Here is a 23,116-nt window from a genome sequence, read left to right on the forward strand (position 1 = left end):
AACGGCCACCATCAGCAACTTTTGACGACAAAACGCGTCCGATTGGATGATTTATTCTTTTTGTTTCGCTGAGAACGCCTCGCGGCAATAATATTTGCCTCTAACGCGTCGTTTGCGGCATATGCGAGATATGCATAAGACCCTGAAGCAAGGCGGGACATTCGTCGTCGAACCCCGCCGCCTGTCCAAGGCCTCGGCCGAACTGCGTGCACGCGGTTTCGGGGAGATCACGATTCCGCCCTCCACCGAGACGGCCGAGAAACAGGCGTCGCGCTGCACCGACTGCGGCGTGCCCTTCTGCCAGAACGCCTGCCCGCTTCAGAACAACATCCCCGACTGGCTGCGCCTGTCGGCCGAGAACGAGCCGCGCGAGGCCTGGCGCGTCGCGTCCCTGACCTCGACCATGCCCGAAATCTGCGGCCGCATCTGCCCGCAGGACCGACTGTGCGAGGGGTCGTGCACATTGAACCAGTCCGGCTGGGACGCCGTGACCATCGGCTCGGTCGAGGCCTGGCTGGGCGACCAGGCCTTCTCCAACGGCTGGGTCGAGCCGATCCGCCCGGCGGCCGAACGCGGCGAAACGGTCGGCATCGTCGGCGCCGGCCCGGCCGGTCTGGCCGCCGCCGACCGCCTGCGCTGCGAGGGCTATCAGGTCACGGTCTATGACCGTCACGACCGCGCCGGCGGGCTGCTGATCTACGGCATCCCCGGCTTCAAGCTGGAAAAGCATGTCGTGCAGCGCCGCGTGGACCGATTGATCGACGGCGGCGTCCAGTTCGTGCTGGGCTGCGAGGTCGGCAAGGACGTGACCCTGACCGAGCTACGCGAGCGCCACGACGTCGTCCTGCTGGCTATGGGCGTCTATCAGCCCCGCATCCTTTCCGCGCCGGGTCGCGGGCCGGACTCGACTGTCGCCGCCCTGTCCTATCTGACCCACCAGAACCGCCGCGACCTGGGCGACGCCGAACAGGACGGCTGGCACGAGGCGCGCGGCAAGCGGGTCGTCGTCATCGGCGGCGGCGACACGGCCATGGATTGCGTCCGGACCGCCGTCCGTCAGGGCGCGGCCAGCGTCACCTGCCTGTATCGTCGTGACCGCGAGAATATGCCGGGCTCGGCCCGCGAAGTCGTCAACGCCGAGGAAGAAGGCGTCGTCTTCGAATGGCTGGCAGCGCCCAAGGCCCTGCTGTCGCAAGGCGACCAGGTCACGGGCGTGCGCGCCGCGCGCATGCAGTTGACGGAAGGCCTGCCCGGTCAGCGTCGCGACATCGTGCCGGTTCCCGGCGCCGACTTCGACGTGCCGGCCGACATCGTCATCGAGGCCCTGGGCTTCTCGCCCGAGCCGTTCGCGGCGCATGAGGCCGATTTGCGCCTACGCGACGACGGCACCATCAAGGTGGGTTCGGTCAGCTTCGCCACCAGCCTGCCCGGCGTCTTCGCCGCCGGCGACGCGGTGCGCGGCGCCTCCCTGGTCGTCTGGGCCGTCCGCGAAGGCCAGGACGCCGCCGCCGAGATCGACCGCTACTTCAAGACCCGCACCGAGGAGGTCGCGGCATGACCTGGCTGAACAAATACGAACAAACCCGCGACCGGCTGGAAGCCGGCCACGCCTATGACCGCGCCTCCGAGCGCGACGCCTGCGGCGTGGGTCTGGTCTGTTCGATCGACGGCACGCCGCGCCGCGACGTGGTCGAATATGCGATCCGCAGCCTGAAGGCCGTGGCCCACCGCGGCGCGGTCGATCCCGACGGCCTGTCGGGCGATGGGGCGGGCATCATGGCCGAGCTGCCGCAAGGCTTCTTCGCCGAACAGGTGGCCTCCATCGGCCAATCCCTGCGTCCTGGGCCCATCTGCGTCGGTCAGGTCTTCCTGCCGCGCACCGACCTGGGGGCCCAGGACCGCGCCCGCGCCATCGTCGAGACCGAGGCCCTGCGCGCCGGCTTCTGGATCTATGGTTGGCGCCAGACGCCCATCGACCTGTCGGTCGTCGGGACCAAGGCCGGCGCGACCCGGCCCGAGATCGAGCAGATCATGCTGGCCCCGCCGCTGGACGACGCGGGCCAACCGCTGGATGGCGAGGCGCTGGAGCGCGAGCTGTATCTGTGCCGCCGCCGCATCGAAAAGACGGTCAAGACCGAGAACCTGGCCGGCGTCTATATCTGCACCCTGTCCGCGCGTTCCATCGCCTACAAGGGGATGGTGCGGGCCGAACTGCTGGGCGACCTGTATCCCGACCTGGAGGACCCGCGCTTCGTCTCGGCCTACGCGGTCTTCCACCAGCGCTATTCGACCAATACCTTCCCCGAATGGAAGCTGGCCCAGCCGTTCCGCATGATGGCCCACAACGGCGAGATCAACACGCTGAAGGGCAACCTCAACTGGATGAAGTCGCACGAAATCCGCATGGCGGCCGGCGCCTTCGGCGACCGCGACCGCGAGGTGAAGCCGGTGGTTCAGCCGGGCGGATCGGACTCGGCGGCCCTGGACAATGTCATGGAGGTGCTGGTCCACGCCGGTCGCCCCGCGCCGATGGCCAAGGCCCTGCTGATCCCCGAGGCCTGGGCCAAGGACGACGTGGTCATGCCCGCCGAACACCGGGCCTTCTACGCCTATTGCAACGCGGTGATGGAGCCGTGGGACGGCCCGGCCGCCATCTGCGCCGCCGACGGCCGATGGATCGTGGCGGGCAAGGACCGCAACGGCCTGCGTCCCCTGCGCGCCGTCGAGACGGTCGATGGTCTGCTGATGGCAGGCTCCGAGGCCGGTCTGGTGCCGATCCCCGAGAGCCGGGTGAAGCGCCGCCTGCACATCGGCCCCGGCAAGCTGATCGCCGTCGATCTGAAGCATGGCCGCGTCTATGACGAGCATGAGGCCATCGACGCCCTGTCCGCCGCTCACCCCTATACCGAGTGGCTGGACAATATGGTCGATCTGGAGCCGATCATCGGGCCCGGACCCGAGCCGCGGTCGGCCTCCGGCGAGGCCCTGACCCGCCGCCAGATCGCCGCCGGCTACAGCCGCGAGGACCTCGACCTGCTGCTGGACGCCCTGGTGCGTGACGGCAAGGAGGCGGTCGGCTCCATGGGCGACGACGCCCCGCCTGCCGTGCTGTCGGCCCTGCCCCGCCCGTTGTCGCATTACTTCCGCCAGAACTTCAGCCAAGTCACCAATCCGCCCATCGACCCGCTGCGCGAGGCGGGGGCCATGAGCCTGAAGACCCGGTTCAAGAACCTGGGCAACATCCTGGCCGAGGAAGAGGCCCAGACCGACGTCTTCGTGCTGGACAGCCCCGTCCTGACCAACGGCATGTACGAGCGGATGGTCGAGACGGTCGGGGCCGGCTCCACCGTGGTCATCGACTGCAGCTATGACGTTCCCTCGGACGAGGCCCGTCCGGGCGCCGGCCTGCGCGCCGCGCTGGACCGGATCATGGACGAGGCCGAGGCCGCCGCCCGCGACGGCGCCGCCTTGATCGTGCTGACCGACCAGGCTGGCTCGGCGGATCGTCTGGCCGCGCCGATGATCCTGGCCACGGCCGGGGTCCACGGCCGCCTGACCAAGGCGGGCCTGCGCTCCTATTGCTCGATCGTGGTCCGCACCGCCGAGACGCTGGACCCGCACGGGTTCGCGGTCCTGGTCGGGGTCGGCGCCACCACCGTCAACGCCTGGCTGGCCCAAGACCTGTTCCAGGAGCGTCTGGACCGGGGCCTGTATCCCGGCCTGACGCTGCGCGACGCCTGTCTGAACTACAAGGCCGGCATCGAGGCGGGTCTGCTGAAGACCCTGGCCCGCAAGGGGATCAGCGTCATCTCCGCCTATCGCGGCGGCTGCGAGTTCGAGGTGCTGGGCCTGTCGCGCGCCCTGACGGCCGAGTTCTTCCCCGGCGCCCCGTCGCGCATCTCCGGCATCGGCCTGGCCGGTCTGGAGCAGGCGGCGATGAAGCGGCACCGCATCGCCTGGGGCGAGGCTGTCCCTTCCCCGGCCATCGGCGGCTTCTTCAAGATCCGTTCGGGCGGCGAGGCCCACGCCCACGAGGCCAAGACCATCCACCTGCTGCAGGACGCCTGCAACCGCGGCGACTATCGCCGCTTCAAGCAGTTTTCCGAGGTCGTCCGCGCCCAGGCCGACCTGTCGCTGCGAGACCTCCTGGACTTCCGCGAAGGCACGCCCATCCCGCTGGACCAGGTCGAGAGCGTGTCGGACATACGCCGCCGCTTCCTGACCCAGGCCATGTCGCTGGGCGCGCTGGGGCCAGAGGCGCACGAGACGCTGAACATCGCCATGAACCGCATCGGCGCCCGGTCGGTCTCGGGCGAGGGCGGCGAGGATCCCGAACGCTATCAGCCGCGTGCGAACGGCGACGACGCCAACTCGGCGGTCAAACAGGTGGCCTCGGGTCGGTTCGGCGTCACCGCCGAATATCTGAACCAGTGCCGCGAGATCGAGATCAAGGTCGCGCAAGGCGCCAAGCCCGGCGAGGGCGGGCAACTGCCCGGCTTCAAGGTCACCGAGTTCATCGCCCGGATGCGCCACGCCGTGCCCGGCACGACCCTGATCAGCCCGCCCCCGCACCACGACATCTATTCGATCGAGGATCTGGCCCAGCTCATCTACGACCTGAAGGCCATCAACCCCGATGCGCGGGTGACGGTGAAGCTGGTGTCCGCCTCGGGCATCGGCGCCATCGCGTCGGGCGTGGCCAAGGCAAACGCCGACGCCATCCTGATCGCCGGCCACAACGGCGGCACCGGCGCCTCGCCCCAGACCTCGATCAAGCACGCCGGCCTGCCGTGGGAAATCGGTCTCGCCGAAGCCCACCAGGTGCTGACGCTGAATAATCTGCGCGGCTCGGTCACGCTGAGGACCGACGGCGGCGTCCGCACCGGCCGCGACGTGGTCATCGCCGCCATGCTGGGCGCCGAGGAATACGGGGTCGGCACCGCCGCCCTGATCGCCATGGGCTGTCTGATGGTGCGGCAATGCCATTCCAACACCTGTCCCGTCGGCGTCTGCTCTCAGGACGAGCGGCTGCGCGAGAAGTTCACCGGCACGCCCGACAAGGTGGTCAACCTGTTCACCTTCATCGCCGAGGAGACGCGCGAGATCCTGGCTTCCATCGGCGCGCGCACGATGGACGAGATTATCGGCCGCACCGACCTGCTGCGTCAGGTGCGTCGCGGCGGCTCGCACCTGGACGACCTGGACCTGAATCCCCTGCTGGTTCAGGTGGATGAGGGCGCGGCCGGCAAATGGGCCGACAAGACGATGCGCAAGCCCATCGCCGACAGTTTGGACGCCGCCGTGCTGAAGGACGCCGTCCGCTTCCTGGATCGCGGCCAGACGCTGGAGCTGTCCTATCCGCTGAACAACACCCAGCGCACGGTTGGCGCGGCCCTGTCCTCGGCCATCGTGCGCCGCTTCGGCGCGCAAGGCCCGGCGGGCCGTCTGAAGCTTCGGCTGGAAGGCATTGCTGGCCAGAGCTTCGGCGCCTTTGCGGCCAAGGGACTGGAACTGCACCTGACGGGCGAGGCCAACGACTATGTCGGCAAGGGGCTGTCGGGCGCCGAAATCTCGATCCGCACGCCGGAATGGCGCGAGGATCAGCTGATCTGCGGCAACACCACCCTGTATGGCGCGACCTCCGGCCGGCTGTTCGTCGCCGGCGCGGCGGGCGAGCGGTTTGCGGTCAGGAACTCGGGCGCTGAGGCGGTGGTCGAGGGCCTGGGCGCGCACGGCTGCGAATATATGACCGGCGGGCGCGTGGTCGTCCTGGGTTCGGTCGGCTGGAACCTGGCGGCGGGCATGAGCGGCGGCGAGCTGTTCGTGCTGGACCAACCCGGCCATGCCGAGCGCGCTTTGAACGGCGACCTGTCGGGCGTGACCGACATCGACGCAGAGGCGGCCGATCGACTGAAGGGCCTGATCGAGGCCCACCTGGCGGCGACAGCTTCACCCCTGGCGCGGCGTCTGCTGGCGGATTGGGACAACAGTCTGAACCGCTTCGTCCGCATCGTGCCCCTGACCGACATCGTCGCCCGCACGGAACGCCTCAAGACCTCCGCCTGATCTCCGCCGTCCGCCTCAGAAAGACGCCATGACCCGACCCGCCGCCCTCGCCGTCACGCTCGTCGCCGGGGCGGCGGCCTTCGCTTCACCGGCCCTGGCGGCCCCGGCGCTGCTGGCGCATCAGGCGCCGCTGGCCATCGATACGGCGGCGACCGCCTGGATCCTGACCTCGACGGCTCTGGTCCTGCTGATGACCCTGCCGGGCCTGGCCCTGTTCTACGGCGGCATGGTCAGGAAGAAGAACATCATCAGCGTCGTCGCCCAGTCGGCGGCCGCCTTCGCCATCGTCTCGGTCCTGTGGTTCCTGGTCGGCTACAGCCTGTCGTTCGGCAAGGGACCGGAGGCGGCCAATGGCTTCATCGGCGGCGTGCAGGCGGCCTTCTTGAACGGCGTGACCGCCCGAACGGCCCACAGCCTGCTGCCCGGCCTGCCCGAACTGCTGTTCGTCAGCTTCCAGATGACCTTCGCCATCATCACCCCGGCCCTGATCGCGGGCGCCTTCGCCGAGCGGATGAAGTTCTCGGCCAGCCTGCTGTTCTTCGGCCTGTGGCACCTGATCGTCTATGCGCCGATCTGTCATCAGGTCTGGGGCGGCGGCTATCTGGGCGGACTGGGCGTGCTCGACTTTGCGGGCGGCGCGGTCGTGCACGTCAACGCCGGGATCGCCGGCCTGGTCTGCGCCCTGGTGCTGGGGCCGCGTCACGGCTTCGGGCGCGACAACATGGCCCCCGCCAACCTGGTCTATAGCGCCATCGGCACCGGCCTGCTGCTGGTCGGCTGGCTGGGCTTCAACGCCGGGTCAGCGGGCGCGGCGGACGCGCTGGCCGCCACCGCCGCGTTCAACACGATCCTGGCCGCCGGCAGCGCCGCCCTGGGCTGGATGACCGTCGAATGGTTCGACCGCAAGCGTCCGACCTTGCTGGGCCTGCTGTCGGGCGTCGTCGGCGGTCTGGTCGCCATCACCCCCGCCGCCGGCTTCGTCGATCCCAAGGGGGCCTTCTTCATCGGCCTGATCGGCGGCCCGGCCTGCTATGCGGGCGCGGTCTGGCTGAAGCACGCGCTGAAATACGATGACAGCCTGGACGCCTTCGGGGTTCACGGTGTGGGCGGCATCGTCGGCGCCCTGCTGACCGGCGTCTTCGCCACCACGACCGTCAACGCCCTGTCGGAGGGGGCGACCGTGTGGAAACAGGCCGTCGGCCTGGTTGGCGTCATCGCCTGGAGCGCGGCGGGCACCTTCGTCGTCCTGATGATCTGCAAGTTCACCACGGGCCTGCGCGTCACCAAGGACGAAGAGGTCGAGGGGCTGGACTATACCCAGCACGGCGAGGCCATCCACTGACCCCACAGGCGCTGCCGGTTGATCCCGCCCTCGCCAGCCCCCATCTTCATCTGTGACGGACGGTCTTGCCGATTGCGGGAGACCGACCGCTCGGTCGCTGACGCAAGGACCCCAGATGACGACGACGCGCACCCTCTTGTTCGACAGCCCCTTTCTGCTGGGCTTCGACCACACCCGCGCCCTGATCGACCGCGCCGCCAAGGCCGCGGCGGAAAGCTATCCGCCCTACAATGTCGAGCAGATCGGCGATGCGGGCGTCCGCATCAGCCTGGCCGTCGCCGGGTTCGCGCCCGAAGAACTGGCCATCACCCTGGACGGCCGCCAGCTGACCATCGCCGGCAAGCGCGACGATGCGGGCAGGGGCGAACAGGCCTTTCTGCATCGCGGCATCGCGGCGCGCGGCTTCGTGCGAAACTTCGTCCTGGCCGACGGGCTGGAGGTCGAGGGCGCCCGGCTGGAGCATGGCCTGCTGCACGTCGATCTGATCCGGCCCGAGGCCGAGCGTCAGGTGCGACGTATTCCAATCACGGCCGGCTGAAAACAACAGCCATTCGAACCGCCCGGCGATCCGGGCGTTGTCAAAACTGAAGGAGGCGGTCCTAATGACGCCGATGACGATGACCAAGGAAGACTTTGCCGGACTGGGCGCCCCCGACCTGGTGTATGTGCGCGAGATCAAGGCCTCGGACCTGCTTGAAGAGGCGGTCGAGATCAAGGATGTGGATCTGAACCCCGGCCAAATGCTCTATGCCGTCCACAGCGCCGACGGCGAGCGTCTGGCGGTCATGATTGATCGCGACACCGCCTTCGCCGCCGCCGTGGCGCACGAGCTGGAGCCGGTTTCCGTTCACTGATCCGGAGGATGACGGCGCGCAGGCGCCGCCTTTCACCACGCAATCAGGCCGCCGTCGCGGCCGTAGCGTCCTTGACGAACAGGGCGCGGATCGCATCGGTCGTGCGCGCCTGTCTCAGTTGCTCCCGAAGTTCGGGCGACCGCAGCGCGCGCGAAACCGCCGCCAATGCCCTCAGATGCTCGGCCCCCGCCTTGGGCGGCGCGAACAGGCCGACGATCAGATCGACCGGCCGGTCGTCCACCGCATCATAGGCCACGGGCGTATCCAGTCGCACGAACACCGCCATCACCTTCTCGACCTCGGTGAGACGCGCGTGCGGCACCGCGACCCCGGACCCCAGCCCGGTCGATCCCAGCGTCTCGCGTTCCATCAAGGCGTCGAAAATACGGGCTTCGTCGAGGCCCAGCGCATGGGACGCCGCCTCGGCCAACGCGTGAAGCGCCTGTCGCTTGGACGACGCGCCGCTGCGCAGCACCACGCCCTTGGGCGCGAGCAGATCACCGATGTCCATTACACAACCTCGATACACGCAGCAGACAACGGCGCGGCCGCCCGTTTAGAGACAACCGCGCCGAAGTCAAACTGAGGCTTAGTTCACCGAACCGTTAGACTTGGCCGTCCGTTCGGGATCGATCCATCCCACATTGCCGTCCGGACGACGATAGACGACCGCCAGACCACCGTGGGCCGCATTGCGGAACAGCACGACCGGATAGCCGGTCATGTCCAGTTCCAGCACAGCCCGTCCGACCGTGATGGTGCGGATTTCGTGTTCGGTCTCGGCGATGACCATCCCCACCGGCGGCGGGCCGTCGTTCTCGCCGGTGTCGCCGAAGACATCGTCTTCCACGCTGTCGGGATCACGCAGCACGATGCTGCGTGCGACTTCGCGGGCGGCGTTTTCGGTCTTCTCGGGCGAGAGACCCTTGGGTCCGATGTGGTGGTCCTTAAGCCGGCGCTTGTAGCGGCGAACCCGCTTTTCGAGCCGATCCAGCGCCTCGGTGAAGGCCGAGTGGGCGTCGCCGCCCATTCCGGTCGTCACCAGGGTCTGGCCCGACGCGAGGCGGACCCAACAGTCCACCTTGAAGTTGTGGCCGTCCTTGGACACCACGACCTCGGCGTCTTCACCGCCTCGGGCGAAGTATTTTCCGACCCCGTCTTCGAGTTCCTGGGAGATGCGCGAGCCTAACGCTTCGCCGACATCCACTTGCTTGCCGCTGACTTGGACTTGCATGCCGATAGAACGCGCCCGACCCGATTTGGTGTCAATCCAGATCACCGATTTGTGGTCACGCTTGGCTGTGGATGTCAGCCGGTCTTCATCATCCGGCGGCGCTCGACCGAGGACGGAATCCTCAAGGCTTCCCGATATTTGGCCACGGTGCGGCGGGCGATGTCGATGCCCGTTTCCTTCAGGATTTCGACGATCCGGTCGTCGGACAAAACGTCACCTTCAACCCCCTCGCCGTCGATCATGGATTTGATCTTGTGACGGACGGCTTCGGCCGAATGGGTCGATGCCCCGTCCACCGACTGGATGGCGGCGGTGAAGAAGAATTTCAGCTCGAACACGCCCCGCGGCGTGGCGATATATTTGTTCGAGGTGACGCGGCTGACGGTGGATTCGTGCATGCCGATGGCGTCGGCGACCGTCTTCAGATTGAGCGGTCTCAGGAACTCGACGCCGAAGGCCAGGAAGGCGTCCTGCTGGCGCACGATCTCGGATGAGACCTTCAGAATGGTCTTGGCCCGCTGATCCAGCGACTTGACCAGCCAGTTGGCCTGGGCGGCGCAGTCGGCGACGAAGGTCTTTTCGGTATCCGATCGCGCGCCGGCCTGAACCAGACCGTGATAGCGTTTATCGACCAACAGGCGCGGCAGGGTGTCGGCGTTCAGCTCGACCCGCCAGCCGCCGGCGGGGTCCGGCCTCACATGCACGTCGGGCACGACCGTCTGCGCCGGCTCGCCGCCGAAGCCTGCGCCCGGACGCGGCGTCAGCGCCCGCAGTTCGGCGATCATGTCGGTCAGATCCTCGCCATCGACCTCGCAGACGCGGCGCAGGCCCGCCAGATCGCGCTTGGCCAGCAGGTCCAGATTGTCCAGCAGCGCCGCCATCGCCGGATCGAACCGATTGCGCTCGATCAGTTGCAGCTTCAGGCATTCCGGCACCGACCGCGCCATGATTCCGGTCGGCTCGAAGCCGTGACAAACGCTCAGCACCGCCTCGATCCGCTCCAGCGGCACGCCCAGCCGGTCGGCGAATTCGGTCAGTTCCCCCCGCAGATAGCCGCCCTCGTCGGTCGCATCGATCAGGGTCAGGGCGATGCCGTGGTCGGCTGGCGTCAGGCCCGCGCTCGACGCCTGGGCCTGAAGATGCTCCCACAGTGTCAACTCGTGCGCGTCGGGCCGCTCGCCCCCGCCCTCGAACATCTGGCCGCCCTTGCCGGCGCTGGACCAGTCCGACAGCCCAGGCTGGGCTTCGTCAGTCATCCGGTCGCTGGTGCGCTCGCCCGGCGCGGCGTCGCCATAGACATCGTCCGAACCCGCATCCATGCCGGACACGGCCTCATGTCCGACCCCGTCGCCGAACGACATTTCACCGTCCGCCGGCGCCTCGACGCGCTCGACCGGCTCGGGCGCATCGCCCTCCGGCTCCTCGCGTTGCAGCAGCGGATTGCGTTCCAACTCGGCGTCGACGAAGTCCTCCAGCTCGAGGTTCGACAGTTGCAGCAGCTTTATCGCCTGCTGCAGCTGGGGCGTGATGACCAGCCCCTGCCCCTGCCTGACCTCTAACCTTTGCCCTATCACGTTCGAAATCTTCCCGCCCGGCCGCCAAGTGGCCCGGAACTTGCTGGGACAGCATGTCGCCGAACCGGTTAACGCGAGACGAACGCGCTTTTTGTCTCCTCCCCATTTCATCGGGAGGTGGCGCGGCGCGTCCTTCAAGCGCCGTGACGGAGGGGGTCTTCACCGCATCGCTAGCGCTTGTGGGGCTCAAAAACCCCCTCCACCACGCTGCGCGCGGTTCCCCCTCCCCGCTTCGCAGGGAGGAAACGCTAATCGTCAGATGTAGTTTTCACCCAGATACACCCGGCGCACTTCGGCGTCGTGAATCGCCTCGTCGGACGTGCCTTCGAACAGCACTGCGCCGTTCGAGATAATTGACACCCGGTCAGTGATGTCCAGGGTCTCGCGCACATTGTGGTCGGTGATCAGCACGCCGATGCCTTGGCTGGCCAGATAGCGGATCACGGTGCGGATGTCGGCGATGGCCAGGGGGTCGATGCCAGCGAAGGGTTCGTCCAGCAGCATGAAGGACGGCCGTCCGGCCAGCGCCCGCGCGATCTCCACCCGCCGACGCTCGCCCCCCGACAGCGCCGTCGCCCGCGCGTGGCGCAGATGGTCGATGTGCAGTTCGTTCAGCAGCCGGTCGGTTTCGGCGCGGATCTGGTCGCGCGGATAGTTCAGCTCGACCACCGCCTTGACGTTCTGCTCGACCGTCATGCCGCGAAAGATCGAGGCTTCCTGCGCCAGATAACCCAAGCCCATGCGGCTGCGCTGATACATCGGCTGGCCGGTGATGTTCTCGCCGTCCAGCCAGATCGCGCCCGAATCCGGCGGGATCAAGCCGGTAATCATGTAGAAGCAGGTCGTCTTGCCCGCGCCGTTCGGGCCAAGCAGGCCCGCGACCTCGCCGCGCTGGACCGTCAGGGATACGTCGCGCACCACCTGACGCTGGCCGAACGACCGCGCCAGATTCATCACCCGCAGGCCCTTTTCCGCAGGCGCGGGCGCCACGGCGGCCGGTTGCGGCCGCTCGTCCAGGTTCAGGGCTGACAGTTCCTTGCGCGCCAAATGCTCAGGTCCGTGACGGCCAGACGGCCTCAGTTCGAGTTGGGATAGAAGACGCCCTGCACGCGGCTTCCGGCGGCGCCGCGCGGCGCGCCGTCCATGCGGGCGGTCTCGGTGTTGATGTTGTAGACCAGGCGCGAGCCGGTCAGGACGTTCTTGCCCTGGGTCAGGATGACGTTGCCCGTCACCACGATCTCGCCGTTGCCTAGGTTGTAGACGGCGCGGTCGCCGCGCATCGACTGGTCGGGCGTCACGAAATAGACCGTGCCGCTGGCCTCGGCGCGTTGCAGATCGCCGCCCTCGCCGCTGACCAGGGTCAGGGTGTCGGCGCGAAAGCGGTTGCCGCCCTGCGTCGCCTCGGCCCGGCCGCGCAGGATGATGCGGTTGGGGGCGTATTCGACCGAGTCTGCGCCATAGGCGACGGGCTGATTGGTCGCCTGAGCCTGCGCGTCCACTAGGGCCGGCATGCCCACGACGGCCGCCGCCGCGATGACGGCCAGCGTCTTCGAAATCTTCGTCACGATCATCCGCCTGACCCCTTGGGCGTCAGAACGCCCTTCACCTTGTTGTCGCCTGCGCCGTCGAACACGACGCGCTGTCCCTGATCGTAGATCGCATAGGACGATGCGTTGATGGTTCCAATAGGGCCGGAACCCTGAACGCCCTTTGAACCGGTGACGTTTCCGGTCGAGGTGTCGACCACCGCCTCGGGCGTGGTCAGGACAAAGCCCGTGCCGCCGTCCGAAATGCGCACGTTCGGACCGATCGTCACCGTCTTGGCCTGCTCGTCATAGATGCCGCCGTCGGCCGTCAGTTCGGTGACCTTGCGCCCGCCCAGGTTCAGCTTCAGCGCCGGGCCGATCAGTTTGAACTTGCCGGTATTGGGATCGCGCACGCCGCCCTGGGCGCCGACGGTGAAGGCGCGGCCCTGCGCGTCCTGACCGTGGAACAGGGGCGCATCCAGGCGAACCTCTTGGCTCTGGCTGGCCTTGCGCTCCACCCCCGACATAACGGTGCGGAACACGGTCCAGGTCAGGGCGCCGCCCGCCAGCACCAGGATGACGATCGGCAGAACGCGGCGATACAGCTTCACCCGCCGCGAGCGCGCACGCCAGCGGGCGCCGGCCAGGGCGACCCTGGCCTCGTCGGCCTCGATGCGGGACTGTTCGCCGTGTTCGGTCAAGCGCGCCTCAGCTGTGGGCGAAGATGTCGGTCTCGTCCCAGCCGGCCAGGTCGAGCGCCGACCGCGTCGGCAGGAAGTCGAAACATTCAGCGGCCAGTTCGGTTCGCCCTTCGCGCGCCAGCATCATATCCAGCTTGGCCTTGGCCGCGTGCAGATAAAGGACATCCGACGCCGCATAGTCCAGTTGCGCCTGGCTCAGCGTCTCGGCGCCCCAGTCCGAGGACTGCTGCGCCTTGGACAGGTCCACACCCACCGTCTCGCGCACCACGTCCTTCAGCCCGTGCCGGTCGGTATAGGTGCGCGCCAGCTTAGAGGCGATCTTGGTGCAATAGACCGGCCGCGTCTCGACGCCGAGGTGCAGCAGGAACATGCCGATGTCGAACCGGCCGAAATGGAAGATCTTGGTCACCGCCGGATCGGTCAGCACCCGCTTCAGATTCGGACAGTCATAGGCGGGCCGGTTCAGCCGCACGACATGGGCGTTTCCATCGCCCGACGACAGCTGCACCACGCACAGCGGATCGCGGCGGAAACGCAGACCCATCGTCTCGGAATCGATGGCGACCTCGGACCCCAGGTCCAGATCGTCGGGCAGGTCGCCCTCATGCAGGTAAACGGTCATGCTCAGGCTCTTACACGGCGAACGCGGCGCGCGAAACGGCCTACAGCAATGCTGAGCGCCGCGCGCCGCATTCACGAAACGGCCTCAAGCAGGAATGCGCCGCGCGCATTCCGATAGGCCAAAAAAAGAAAGCGCCGCACCGTTCGGTGCGACGCTTTCTGAAAAATGGTGCCCAGAAGAGGACTCGAACCTCCACGGCCGTTAAGCCACTGGCACCTGAAGCCAGCGCGTCTACCAATTCCGCCATCTGGGCCCCGTCGGCAGCGCCTTGCGGCGTTTCCATCGGGAAGGCGCGGACCTCTAAGGGAGGCTCCGGGCGGGGTCAACAAGGATTTTTCGCCTTTGCGAGATTTCTTGCTCAGGCGACGGGGCAAGCCTGGCCGCACGTCGTTTTCGATCCGCGTTCGGCGGCGACTTAATGGGCGCTAAGCCTGTTTTCTAACCCCGTCTTGAGGCGAGGTCGCCTACAAGCGCCGCATGGCGGACCCGTCTCTTAGCCCCTCTGCGCCAGAGCGCTTCGCCACGGAGCGCCGCGCTCGGCCGCGCGCGCCGTTCCGCCAGAACCGCCGCGCCCACGAGCGGGTCACGATCCTGGGTCAACCGATGGATCTGGTGAAGCCGGAAGAGGTGCTGCACCACATTCAGCAGGCGGTGCGACAGGGCGAAAAAAGCCTGATCGCCAATCACAATCTGCACAGCCTGTATCTGATGCAGAAGCGGCCTGAACTCGGCGCCTTCTACGACAAGGCCGATCTGATCGAGGTCGATTCGACGCCGCTGCTGGCCTTCTCGCGCGCCGTGGGCCTGCACAGCCGAGGCTTTCACCGCTGCACCTATCTGGACTGGCGCGACCATTTCTGGAGCGTGGCGAACCGCGAGGGCTGGCGCGTCCTGTCCGTCGGCGGCGCGCCCGGCGTCGGCGACGAGGCGGCCCGCCGGCTGAAGCTCCGCTATCCGGACGCCGACATCGCCATCCAGCACGGATTCTTCGACGCCCGGCCCGGTTCGCTCGAGAACGCGGCCGTCCTGGATCGGATCACGGCCTTTAAGCCCCACATCCTGTTCGTCGGCATGGGAATGCCGCGCCAGGAGCTCTGGATCGCCGAAAACTTCGAGCGCCTGCCCGATTGCGTCATCCTGTCGGTCGGCGCCGCCATCGACTATGAGGCGGGGGTTCAGAGCGCGGCCCCGCGCTGGATGGGACGCGCCGGCGTCGAATGGGCCTATCGCCTGCTGCACGACCCCAAACGGCTGTTTGTCCGCTACTGCGTCGAGCCCTGGACGCTTCTTCCGCTGGCCCTGCGCGACATCCTAAAGGCCAGGGGTCGCAACCGCTGATCACGTTATTCCTACTGGCCAGATAGATATTTATCGCCATGATCCTCTGGACGGCTGCGTGTTATCGATAGCGACGGAAACGGGAAACGGGGGTGCGCGTGCCGCAGCAGAATGGACTGCATGTCGCCATCGTCGGCGCGGGTTTCAGCGGCCTGCTGACCGCCGTCAATCTGCTGAAGGCCTCACGCGACGTGCGCGTCACCCTGATCGAACGGCGCGGCGTTTTCGGTCCCGGCACCGCCTATGACACCGGCAATCCCGGCCATCTGCTGAACGTCCGCCTGGACAATATGAGCGCCTTTCCCGACCAGCCCGGCCACCTCGCCGACTGGCTGGCCGAACAGCCGTCGTGGCGCGCCCAGGACGGCTTCATCACCCGCGGCGTCTATGGCGACTATCTTCAGGCCCTGCTGGACGAGGCGCTGGACGACGCCCCCGACCGACTGACCCTGATCGGCGCCGAGGCGCAATCCATCGATCGCCAGGAGGACGGCTGGCGCATCCTGACCAGCGAGGGAGAGGTCGCGGCCGATCAGGTCGTGCTGGCGCTAGGCAATCTGGAGCCCGCCTCGCCCCCTGGCGTCGAGGACGCGGTGCGCGCCTCCCCCGCCTATGTCGAAAACCCTTGGCGGTTCGATCCCCAGACGGCGCGCGACGCCCGCAATGTCCTGCTGATCGGTTCGGGCCTGACGATGGTGGATGCAGCCATCACCCTGCGCCGACCCGGACGCCGCCTGACCGCCCTGTCGCGTCACGGGCTTTTGCCCCGCGCCCACGCCACCGTTCCGCCCACGCCCTATGTCGGCGCCTTTTCGGGCAGCCCCGCCGAAATCCTGCGTCAGATCCGCGCTGCGACGGCCGAGGCGGACTGGCGCGCCGTGTTTGATCGCCTGCGCCATTCCGCGCGCGACATCTGGCGCGGCTGGTCGCGGGTCGAGCGCAGCCGCTTCCTGCGCCATCTGCGCCCCCTGTGGGACGTGCATCGTCACCGCCTGTCGCCCGGCCCGGCCCGTGACATCCATTCCATGCTGGCCGGCGGCGAGCTGACGATCCTGGCCGGCAAGCTGACAGAGCTGAAGGCCACCGACGTCATCGAGGTCTCGTGGCGTCCGCGCGGAAAGAAGCGCGCCATCAAGGAGCGGTTCGATCTGGTCGTGAACTGCACCGGGCCGCTGGGCGTGATCTCAAAGAGCACCGAACCGATGATCCGCGACATCCTGGACAAGGGTTACGGTCGCCCCGATCCCCTGGGCCTTGGGCTGCAAGTCGATGACGAGGGCAGTCTGCTGGATGGGGCCGGCGCCCCCGCGCGCGGCCTTCACGCCATCGGCCCCCTGACGCGCGGCGCCTTCTGGGAGATGACGGCCGTGCCTGACCTGCGCGGCCAGGCGCGCGATCTCGCCGCCCGTATCCTGTCGGACCGCCCCTAGACCCGAACAACCGACACGTTTAGCCTTCACACCCGAAGCGATCGGGGGCGATGACATGGGGGCAAGGACAGGCATCGGCCTGCTGGTCGCGATCCTGTCGCTGGGCCTGACGGCCTTTGCGCCTCAGAGCGTGTCGGACTACCGCCTCGCCTCCGCCGACAAGGTGCGCATCGACGTCTTCGGCGAGGCGGCGCTGGGCGGCGAGTTCGTGATCGACGCCAACGGCCGGATCGCCCTGCCCCTGATCGGCGAGGTCCAGGCTGCCGGCTTGACAGGCGCCCAGCTTCAGGACGCCGTCGCTCAAGCCTTGAGCCAAGGCTATCTGAATCAGCCGCGCGTCACCGCCCAGGTCCTGACCTATCGGCCGATCTACATCCTGGGCGAGGTCAATCGGCCGGGAGAATACCCCTATCTGCCGGACCTGACGGTGCTGAACGCCGTGGCGACGGCGCAAGGCTTCACCTATCGCGCCAACACGCGCCGCGTCTTCGTGCGTCGCGCCGGATCACCGGTCGAAGAGGCCCAGCCGCTGACCGCCGATGCGCGTGTTTCGCCCGGCGACACCCTGCGGATCGGCGAACGCTACTTCTGACCCGCCGTCAGATCGGCATCGCCATGATTTCCTTATAGGCGGAAATCACCTGATCGCGGACCGAGATCACCGTTTCCAGGGACGCCTCGGCCGAGCTCAGCGCCGTGACCACGTCGATCAAATTGCCCTGGCCCTGAACCGAGCGGGTCATCTGGGTTTCGGCCGCGCGCGACTGCTGGGTCATGTCGGTCATGGCGTTCTTGACAAGGTCGGCGAAGCCGCCGTCCCCGACGCCGGGCGCCTGGGCTGCTGTCGGCATGGCGCCGCCCTGAACGGCGGCATAGGCCTTGGCGGCCATCATCGGATTCATGGCCTAGTCCTCAGCGTTTGATGATGTCGAGGGTGCGGCTGTCCATCGACCGCGCCGTCTCGATGACGTTCAGATTGGCCTCATAGGCGCGCTGCGCCTCGCGCATGTCCATCGCCTCGACCAGGGTATCGACATTGGGCCGCATCACATAGCCCTGCGCGTTCGCGGCCGGGTGCGACGGGTCATAGTCCATCTTGAAGTCGCCCTGGTCGGGCCGGACCTCGGCCAGGGTGACGCCGGTCGCCCCATCGACCTCGCGCGCCTGGAAGACCGGGATCTGGCGGCGATAGGGCTCGCCGCCCGGCGTGCGCGCCGTCGACTGGGCGTTGGCGATGTTCTCGGCGATCACGCGCATGCGCGACTGCTGCGCCTTCAGGGCCGAGGCCGCCACCGCCATGGCGCTGTTCGAAGGGGGGATGGGATCAGGCATGGGTCAGTCCTTCTCGGCCATCGGCTCAGGCGCCCGGCCGCTTGGCGGCCATGCGGATCATGGACATGGATTTCTGGTAGAAGCCGATGGCGGCGTCATAGGCCATGCGGCTCTCGGCCATCTTCAGCATCTGCTCTTCAACCACGACCGAATTGCCGTCCAGCGTGGTCTCCGAATCGGGCGCCTTGGTCGGAGCGAACCGCACCGGTGAACCGGCCGGCGCGATATGGGCCGCATTGGTGCGCACCATCTGCAGCCCCCCGCCCGAGCGCATGGCGGCGGCGAAGTCGGTCGGCTGTTTCAGGTCGCGCCCGACGAAGCCCGGCGTATCGGCGTTGGCGACGTTCTCGGCGATGACCCGCTGGCGGGCGTCCAGCCAGCCCAGCCGGCCCTTGATCTGCCCCAGCAGCGGTATGTCGGCGACGCCCATGGCGGTCTCCCGTGCGACGCGAATGCGCGCGATGGGCAGAAAATGCCGCCTGGATGGTTAATAGGGGGTTATCTCAACGGCTCGTTAACCGTGCTGGTTAACATTCAGGGTCTAAGCGCGGACTGCGCGGGGCCTTTGCAGCGTCATGAATTTCCTCGATCTCGCCCGGGCGGTCTTCGGCCTGGCCTTCACCCTCGGCCTGATCGGGATCGCGGCCTGGGCTGCGCGCCGTTATGCGCCGCAAATCCTGGCGCGGCTGAATGCGGAGCGCGGCGAGCGCCGGCTTCAGGTCGTCGAGACCCTGGTGCTGGACCCCGCCCGTCGCCTCGTTCTGGTCCGCGTCGACGACGAGGAGCGGCTGATCCTGCTGGGCGAAGGCCGTGAACTGATCGAACCGCGTCAGCCCCCTGTCGGCAAAATGGGAGGCGGCCAGTGAAGCCCGCCGTCTTCGTCAAGCCGACCGGCGCCGAGCTGAAACGCGCGGCCCTGCTGTCGCTGTTCACCACTCTGGTCTGCCTGGCCTGGCCCGTCGCGGCCCTGGCCCAGCAGGCGGCGCAAAGCGGCTCGGCCCTGAACATTGATCTGGGTACCGGCGCCGGCCTGACCCAGCGCGTGATCCAGTTGGTCGGTCTGATGACCGTCCTGTCCTTGGCGCCGTCCATCGTCATCATGACCACCAGCTTCGTGCGGATCATCGTGGTCCTGTCGCTGCTGCGCACGGCGCTGGGCCTGCAACAGTCGCCGCCGAACGCCGTCCTGGTGTCTCTGTCGCTGTTCCTGAGCGCCATCGTCATGGCCCCGACCTGGCAGGACGCCTATGATTCGGGCATCCGTCCGCTGATGGATCAGCAGATCGAACTGCCCCAGGCCTTCGATCAGGCGTCCGAACCCGTAAAAACCTTCATGCTGGCCCAGGTGGACCGCGGGGACCTCGCCCTGTTCACCCGTCTGTCGAAGATCGACCCGCCCCAGAACGTCCAGGACCTGCCCCTGCGCGTGGTCACGCCAGCCTTCATGATCAGCGAGTTGAAGAAGGCGTTCGAAATCGGATTTCTCCTTTTCGTTCCGTTCCTTGTGATCGATCTGGTGGTGGCCAGCGTGCTGATGTCCATGGGCATGATGATGCTCCCTCCGGTGGTCGTCTCCCTCCCCTTCAAGTTGATCTTTTTCGTGCTGGTGGACGGCTGGCGATTGGTCGCCGGAAGCCTGGTCGAGAGCTTCCAACGGGCGTCCGGTACCGGATAATCCCCCGCCCCATATGGCTTTAAGCGTCATCGGCGCTTGCAAAGCATAGGGAAATCCGTGTTGATCCCCCGGTCCTCGCTCGGAATCGGGCGACTAACACTGGAAACGCTTCTTATGACCACTCAAGCCGAACTGATCGCCGCCGTCGCCAAGGACGCTGGTGTTTCGCAGGCCGACGCCGGCAAGGTGCTGACCGCGATCGTCGAAAACATCCACTCGACCCTGAAGTCGGGCGGCGACATCCGCATCTCGAACCTGGGCGTCTTCGACACCGCCGACCGCGCTGAGCGCGAAGGCCGCAACCCGGCTACCGGCGCGACCATCAAGATCGCCGCCTCCAAGGCCGTGCGCTTCCGCGTCTCCAAGCCGCTGAAGGACGCCGTCAACGGCTAAGCCTTTTCGGTCCTGCGATGCAGGACCGGCAATGCTCGACGGGCGGGGGTCGCGATGCGATCTCCGCCCGCTTCAATTTCAGGCGGCGCTCTTCGCGTCGGCTTCTTTTCTGAACGCCTGTTTGGCGCTGTTGACCCAGCCGACGAAGGTGTCGGCCTGGCTGGACAGATTGGCGAAGTCGCCCGTTCCCGCCACGCCCGATAGATTGTCATCCAGCGCGACCCGCAGCGCCGCCGCCGAACGCGCGCCGGGAACCATCGGCCCAAAGCGCCCGCTCAGCCGCTGCAACGCGGCCCGATCGCCCGCCAGCGAATAGCCGACGCCCGCCCGGATCAGCCAGCTTTCCTCGGCCGGCGTCAGCGGCGTGGTCGCGGTCTTGTAGCGATCGCCCAGCCGCGCCTCATAAATCGGCGCCGCCTCGCCCCACTTCTGCTGCTTCCAGAAGATGTCGGCCCGCACCTCGCGCGCCGGGTTCGACTGATCCCGGTCCAGCACCTCAAGCGCATGGTCGAACCGGCCCAGATCCATCAGGGCGCGCGCCTCCAGCGCCCGGCGCTCGCTGTTCATCGCATTGGGCAGCAGGGTGGTGCGCGAGCCCCAGATGGCCTGCAACGCCTTCTCCGGCTGGCGGTCCATCAGATAGACGGTGGCCAGATTGGTCGCGACCTGGGCCTTGGCCACTCCGTCCAGACGCTCGTCCACCTGGTGCTTCAGCAGTTCGGCGGCCTGATCCAGCAGGTCCACGTCGATCAGACGCCGCGACAGACGCCGGACCATCTCGTCGCCGTCCGCCCCGATCGGCGTCAGTTCGCGGAAGTCATAGAACAGCGCCAGCGCCTGCACCGGCTGCAAACCGTCCGCCGCCCCGTCCAGAAATAGGGCGCGGAAGGCGTTGGCCTGATCCGCCTGCACCTCGGCTGCGCCCGGCACGCCCGCCATTCGCTTGCCCGCGCCGCGCAGGGCGTCCAGCGCCTCGCGGTATCGCCCCTGTTGCAGATAGATGCCCGACAGTTTGCGCACGACCGCCATCTCGGTCGCATCCCCGCGCCAGCGCCATTTCAGCTGTTCCAGCTGGGCCGTCGCCTGATCCGGCGTGATCGCGCCCTTGTCCAGCTCCAGGCTGATGGCGCCGAGTTTCGCCGGCGTCGCGATCCCGTCCAGCGGCGCGCGCGCCACGGCCTTATAGACTGCCAGCGCCCGGGTCTTGTCGCCGTTCAGCTCGAACATCCGCGCCTGCACCAGACGCGCGGTCAGTTGATCGACCGCTGGCGCATCCTGGCTGAATACATAGGCCAACAGCTGCTGGGCGGCGGCGAGATCATTCATTTGGATCGCGGCCATGGCGTGGGCCGCGCCGAACCGCGCGCGCCATTCCTTGGGGAAGCTGTCGATGGCCGGTGCGCCGGCGGCGAAGTTGCGACGCGCCCCCTCCCAGTCGCCCATTTCGGAGGCGATATAGCCCAGCCAGACCTTGGTCGCCGGATCGCCCGCCAGAGCCGCGCCCGCGAAATCGACCTGGGCCTCCTCCAGCCGCCCGACGCCGACGCGCGCCACCCCGCGCAGGCCGCGCACCTCGGGCTCCCCTTGCAGGTTGGGCGCCTTGGCGATCAGGGCGTTCAGCACCCCGATGGCCTCATAGTTCAGGCCCGACCCGACCAGGAACCGCGCCAGCGCCATCCGCGCCTCGATCGGCGCGCGCGGATTGTCCGCCGCCGCGATCGTCTCCAGCCCGGCCGCATCCTGCAGCCGGCGATAGCGGTCTGAAAATCCCGCCTCGCCCGTCGCGGCCCAGGCCTCGTCGATCAGCGCCGGATAGGCCGCCCGCTTGGGCGCATCCGCATTGTGGTCGCCCGTCTCCAGCCCGGCCGCCGGCGACGACAAGGCTAGCCCCTTGGGCCGGCTCAGGGTCACCAGGTCGCCCGCCGCCTCGATCTTCAGGTCGTCGGCCGACGTCTCGACCGCTAGGCCCTGCGCGGTCGGGATTAGGCTCAGATCGACCGTGCGCCGTCCGCCGGCGTAGCCCTTGCCGGGCGCCAGGGCCGTCACCGCCGCGAACCGGTCGCCAACCAGCGGATCGGTCAGCCAGACCGCCTTGGTCGCCCCGGCCATCTGCGCCACCAGCACCGGCGCGCCGTCGTCGGACCGGCCGACCTCGACCCCGCCCGCCGCCCCGTCGGAGCCGCCCAGGGTCACGGTCCAGGTCCCGCCCTGCCCCTGCGCCGAGACGCCCAGCCCCTCGGGTTCGGCGATCCTCAGGGCCGTATAGCCCGGCCCCGCCGCCCACTGGGCGTTCTTGGCCGATCCCAGCGCCTTGGCGCCGCTCATATCCATGCGCGCGGCCGTGTCGAACACGACCCACACGGCATCGCCACGGCGGAAGACCGCCGCCCCCACCGGCGCGCCCCAGTCGAACGTCAGGACGGTCTTGCCGCCGGCCGTCTCGGCCCGCACCGGCACCACGGCCTTGGTCGTCTGCGGCGCGGCGGCGTCCCCACCCTCCGGCGCCTTGCCGGGCGCATAGAGGTTCAGCCACACCGCCCCGTCCGCCACGCCCGAGCGTGCATCCGCGCCCTGTTCCAGCGTCAGGATCAGGTCCGTGCCGCCCGCGCCCCGGCTCGGCCGCGTCTCGACCGACTTCACCCCCGCCGGCGGATCGACCTTCAATCGCGAAACGTCGGGCGCGGCGGTGGTCCCCAGCCTAACGACGACCTTGTCGCCCTCGCGGCTGACGCGCGAGCGCACCCCGATCACGCCGCCGAACTCGACCCGCGTGAACTCGGCGTTGGCGCCGATATTGATGGACAGCGGATCGCGCGACCGGCCGACTTCCTGGGCCAGCGGCGCCATCGGCGCGAACACGACGGCGCCGGCCGTGGCGGCGGCCACGGTCGTCTTCAGGATGCGCTTTGTCGGCGAGGCCCCGGACATATCTCCCGACCCATGCCGCACAAGGCCTTTAATCGCGGTTAACCGCCGTTCACCGTGATGAGGAATGGCCTTGGGACAACCGGTCCACGCGACAGCGCCGA

General features: G+C 67.9%; 22 protein-coding genes and 1 tRNA gene. 11 read left to right on the forward strand and 12 right to left on the reverse strand.

Going from position 1 to position 23,116, the window contains the following annotated elements; genetic code table 11:
• The first annotated feature begins 130 nt into the window (after window positions 1-130).
• The 5 genes from ABIC32_RS02905 to ABIC32_RS02925 all read left to right on the forward strand — a co-directional run bounded on the left by ABIC32_RS02905 (window position 131) and on the right by ABIC32_RS02925 (window position 8,262).
• Window positions 131-1,558 carry an NAD(P)-dependent oxidoreductase gene (locus tag ABIC32_RS02905; protein WP_066554497.1) on the forward strand — a complete coding sequence of 476 codons (1,428 nt, stop codon included), beginning with the start codon at window positions 131-133 and terminating at the stop codon, window positions 1,556-1,558.
• Window positions 1,555-6,066, forward strand: coding sequence for a glutamate synthase large subunit (gltB, locus tag ABIC32_RS02910; protein ID WP_354072218.1), 4,512 nt, complete (start codon window positions 1,555-1,557; stop codon window positions 6,064-6,066). The genes ABIC32_RS02905 and gltB overlap by 4 nt, the downstream gene beginning before the upstream one ends.
• 28 nt (window positions 6,067-6,094) lie before the next feature.
• Window positions 6,095-7,408 (forward strand): ammonium transporter, encoded by a 1,314-nt coding sequence (locus ABIC32_RS02915; RefSeq protein WP_295240341.1) that lies wholly within the window; start codon window positions 6,095-6,097, stop codon window positions 7,406-7,408.
• Between the two features lie 115 nt (window positions 7,409-7,523).
• The gene (locus ABIC32_RS02920) at window positions 7,524-7,946 is read left to right on the forward strand and encodes an Hsp20 family protein (protein WP_137722377.1); all 423 of its coding nucleotides are present in this window, start codon (window positions 7,524-7,526) and stop codon (window positions 7,944-7,946) included.
• A gap of 64 nt (window positions 7,947-8,010) precedes the next feature.
• Window positions 8,011-8,262 carry a DUF1150 family protein gene (locus tag ABIC32_RS02925; RefSeq protein WP_017506777.1) on the forward strand — a complete coding sequence of 84 codons (252 nt, stop codon included), beginning with the start codon at window positions 8,011-8,013 and terminating at the stop codon, window positions 8,260-8,262.
• 43 nt (window positions 8,263-8,305) lie between these two features.
• On the opposite strand, the gene ptsN is transcribed toward ABIC32_RS02925, so the two are convergent.
• The 8 genes from ptsN to ABIC32_RS02965 all read right to left on the reverse strand — a co-directional run bounded on the left by ptsN (window position 8,306) and on the right by ABIC32_RS02965 (window position 14,172).
• On the reverse strand, window positions 8,306-8,773 hold the full coding sequence (ptsN, locus tag ABIC32_RS02930) for a PTS IIA-like nitrogen regulatory protein PtsN (protein WP_354072221.1): 468 nt from the start codon (window positions 8,771-8,773) through the stop codon (window positions 8,306-8,308).
• Between the two features lie 78 nt (window positions 8,774-8,851).
• Complete coding sequence (hpf, locus tag ABIC32_RS02935) at window positions 8,852-9,496, reverse strand: ribosome hibernation-promoting factor, HPF/YfiA family (RefSeq protein ID WP_055754032.1); 645 nt, start codon at window positions 9,494-9,496, stop codon at window positions 8,852-8,854.
• A 74-nt stretch (window positions 9,497-9,570) separates the two neighbouring features.
• Window positions 9,571-11,070 (reverse strand): RNA polymerase factor sigma-54, encoded by a 1,500-nt coding sequence (gene rpoN, locus ABIC32_RS02940; protein ID WP_354072224.1) that lies wholly within the window; start codon window positions 11,068-11,070, stop codon window positions 9,571-9,573.
• 255 nt (window positions 11,071-11,325) lie between these two features.
• Window positions 11,326-12,117: an LPS export ABC transporter ATP-binding protein gene (lptB, locus tag ABIC32_RS02945; RefSeq protein WP_174087076.1), complete on the reverse strand. Its 792-nt coding sequence runs from the start codon at window positions 12,115-12,117 to the stop codon at window positions 11,326-11,328.
• Between the two features lie 29 nt (window positions 12,118-12,146).
• Window positions 12,147-12,641, reverse strand: a complete 495-nt coding sequence (locus tag ABIC32_RS02950; RefSeq protein WP_165118279.1) for an LptA/OstA family protein — start codon at window positions 12,639-12,641, stop codon at window positions 12,147-12,149.
• Complete coding sequence (gene lptC / locus ABIC32_RS02955) at window positions 12,638-13,297, reverse strand: LPS export ABC transporter periplasmic protein LptC (RefSeq protein ID WP_354072226.1); 660 nt, start codon at window positions 13,295-13,297, stop codon at window positions 12,638-12,640. Before lptC ends, ABIC32_RS02950 begins: the two co-directional genes overlap by 4 nt.
• A gap of 7 nt (window positions 13,298-13,304) precedes the next feature.
• Complete coding sequence (locus ABIC32_RS02960; RefSeq protein ID WP_153923049.1) at window positions 13,305-13,919, reverse strand: ribonuclease D; 615 nt, start codon at window positions 13,917-13,919, stop codon at window positions 13,305-13,307.
• Between the two features lie 166 nt (window positions 13,920-14,085).
• Window positions 14,086-14,172, reverse strand: a tRNA-Leu gene (locus ABIC32_RS02965).
• 224 nt (window positions 14,173-14,396) lie between these two features.
• On the opposite strand from ABIC32_RS02965, the gene ABIC32_RS02970 reads away from it, so the two are divergent.
• The 3 genes from ABIC32_RS02970 (at window position 14,397) to ABIC32_RS02980 (ending at window position 17,279) form a co-directional block, all read left to right on the forward strand.
• Window positions 14,397-15,257 carry a WecB/TagA/CpsF family glycosyltransferase gene (locus tag ABIC32_RS02970; protein ID WP_354072229.1) on the forward strand — a complete coding sequence of 287 codons (861 nt, stop codon included), beginning with the start codon at window positions 14,397-14,399 and terminating at the stop codon, window positions 15,255-15,257.
• 98 nt (window positions 15,258-15,355) lie between these two features.
• Window positions 15,356-16,687, forward strand: coding sequence for an FAD/NAD(P)-binding protein (locus ABIC32_RS02975; RefSeq protein ID WP_354072231.1), 1,332 nt, complete (start codon window positions 15,356-15,358; stop codon window positions 16,685-16,687).
• A 55-nt stretch (window positions 16,688-16,742) separates the two neighbouring features.
• Window positions 16,743-17,279 carry a polysaccharide biosynthesis/export family protein gene (locus tag ABIC32_RS02980; protein ID WP_271041853.1) on the forward strand — a complete coding sequence of 179 codons (537 nt, stop codon included), beginning with the start codon at window positions 16,743-16,745 and terminating at the stop codon, window positions 17,277-17,279.
• A gap of 7 nt (window positions 17,280-17,286) precedes the next feature.
• Here ABIC32_RS02980 and fliE read toward each other — a convergent pair whose 3' ends face one another.
• From fliE to flgB, 3 genes are read right to left on the reverse strand one after another with little or no spacing between them, the layout of a single operon-like run.
• Window positions 17,287-17,589, reverse strand: coding sequence for a flagellar hook-basal body complex protein FliE (gene fliE / locus ABIC32_RS02985; protein ID WP_045809720.1), 303 nt, complete (start codon window positions 17,587-17,589; stop codon window positions 17,287-17,289).
• A gap of 10 nt (window positions 17,590-17,599) precedes the next feature.
• A complete protein-coding gene (flgC, locus tag ABIC32_RS02990; protein ID WP_369796239.1) occupies window positions 17,600-18,019 on the reverse strand; it encodes a flagellar basal body rod protein FlgC in 420 nt (139 codons plus the stop codon).
• Window positions 18,020-18,044: 25 nt separating this feature from the next.
• Entirely contained in the window at window positions 18,045-18,449 is a 405-nt protein-coding gene (gene flgB / locus ABIC32_RS02995) for a flagellar basal body rod protein FlgB (protein ID WP_017506835.1), read from the reverse strand.
• A gap of 145 nt (window positions 18,450-18,594) precedes the next feature.
• Between flgB and ABIC32_RS03000 the strand changes: the two genes are divergently transcribed.
• From ABIC32_RS03000 to ABIC32_RS03010, 3 genes are all read left to right on the forward strand, one after another.
• The gene (locus tag ABIC32_RS03000; RefSeq protein ID WP_354072234.1) at window positions 18,595-18,885 is read left to right on the forward strand and encodes a FliO/MopB family protein; all 291 of its coding nucleotides are present in this window, start codon (window positions 18,595-18,597) and stop codon (window positions 18,883-18,885) included.
• Window positions 18,882-19,694, forward strand: a complete 813-nt coding sequence (fliP, locus tag ABIC32_RS03005; RefSeq protein WP_354072236.1) for a flagellar type III secretion system pore protein FliP — start codon at window positions 18,882-18,884, stop codon at window positions 19,692-19,694. The genes ABIC32_RS03000 and fliP overlap by 4 nt, the downstream gene beginning before the upstream one ends.
• Before the next feature lie 114 nt (window positions 19,695-19,808).
• On the forward strand, window positions 19,809-20,087 hold the full coding sequence (locus tag ABIC32_RS03010; protein ID WP_017506838.1) for an HU family DNA-binding protein: 279 nt from the start codon (window positions 19,809-19,811) through the stop codon (window positions 20,085-20,087).
• 78 nt (window positions 20,088-20,165) lie between these two features.
• Here ABIC32_RS03010 and ABIC32_RS03015 read toward each other — a convergent pair whose 3' ends face one another.
• Window positions 20,166-23,015 carry a tetratricopeptide repeat protein gene (locus ABIC32_RS03015; RefSeq protein WP_354072238.1) on the reverse strand — a complete coding sequence of 950 codons (2,850 nt, stop codon included), beginning with the start codon at window positions 23,013-23,015 and terminating at the stop codon, window positions 20,166-20,168.
• Between the last annotated feature and the right edge of the window lie 101 nt (window positions 23,016-23,116).

This window comes from Brevundimonas sp. 1080, from assembly GCF_040545985.1.
Lineage (GTDB): Bacteria > Pseudomonadota > Alphaproteobacteria > Caulobacterales > Caulobacteraceae > Brevundimonas.

Coding starts and splice junctions, on each gene's coding strand:
- ABIC32_RS02905 (WP_066554497.1), top strand. CDS start 131: ATGCATAAGACCCTGAAGCAAGGCGGGACATTCGTCGTCGAACCCCGC.
- gltB (WP_354072218.1), top strand. CDS start 1,555: ATGACCTGGCTGAACAAATACGAACAAACCCGCGACCGGCTGGAAGCC.
- ABIC32_RS02915 (WP_295240341.1), top strand. CDS start 6,095: ATGACCCGACCCGCCGCCCTCGCCGTCACGCTCGTCGCCGGGGCGGCG.
- ABIC32_RS02920 (WP_137722377.1), top strand. CDS start 7,524: ATGACGACGACGCGCACCCTCTTGTTCGACAGCCCCTTTCTGCTGGGC.
- ABIC32_RS02925 (WP_017506777.1), top strand. CDS start 8,011: ATGACGCCGATGACGATGACCAAGGAAGACTTTGCCGGACTGGGCGCC.
- ptsN (WP_354072221.1), bottom strand. CDS start 8,773: ATGGACATCGGTGATCTGCTCGCGCCCAAGGGCGTGGTGCTGCGCAGC.
- hpf (WP_055754032.1), bottom strand. CDS start 9,496: ATGCAAGTCCAAGTCAGCGGCAAGCAAGTGGATGTCGGCGAAGCGTTA.
- ABIC32_RS02950 (WP_165118279.1), bottom strand. CDS start 12,641: ATGATCGTGACGAAGATTTCGAAGACGCTGGCCGTCATCGCGGCGGCG.
- ABIC32_RS02960 (WP_153923049.1), bottom strand. CDS start 13,919: ATGACCGTTTACCTGCATGAGGGCGACCTGCCCGACGATCTGGACCTG.
- ABIC32_RS02970 (WP_354072229.1), top strand. CDS start 14,397: ATGGCGGACCCGTCTCTTAGCCCCTCTGCGCCAGAGCGCTTCGCCACG.
- ABIC32_RS02980 (WP_271041853.1), top strand. CDS start 16,743: ATGGGGGCAAGGACAGGCATCGGCCTGCTGGTCGCGATCCTGTCGCTG.
- fliE (WP_045809720.1), bottom strand. CDS start 17,589: ATGAATCCGATGATGGCCGCCAAGGCCTATGCCGCCGTTCAGGGCGGC.
- flgC (WP_369796239.1), bottom strand. CDS start 18,019: ATGCCTGATCCCATCCCCCCTTCGAACAGCGCCATGGCGGTGGCGGCC.
- flgB (WP_017506835.1), bottom strand. CDS start 18,449: ATGGGCGTCGCCGACATACCGCTGCTGGGGCAGATCAAGGGCCGGCTG.
- ABIC32_RS03000 (WP_354072234.1), top strand. CDS start 18,595: ATGAATTTCCTCGATCTCGCCCGGGCGGTCTTCGGCCTGGCCTTCACC.
- ABIC32_RS03010 (WP_017506838.1), top strand. CDS start 19,809: ATGACCACTCAAGCCGAACTGATCGCCGCCGTCGCCAAGGACGCTGGT.
- ABIC32_RS03015 (WP_354072238.1), bottom strand. CDS start 23,015: ATGTCCGGGGCCTCGCCGACAAAGCGCATCCTGAAGACGACCGTGGCC.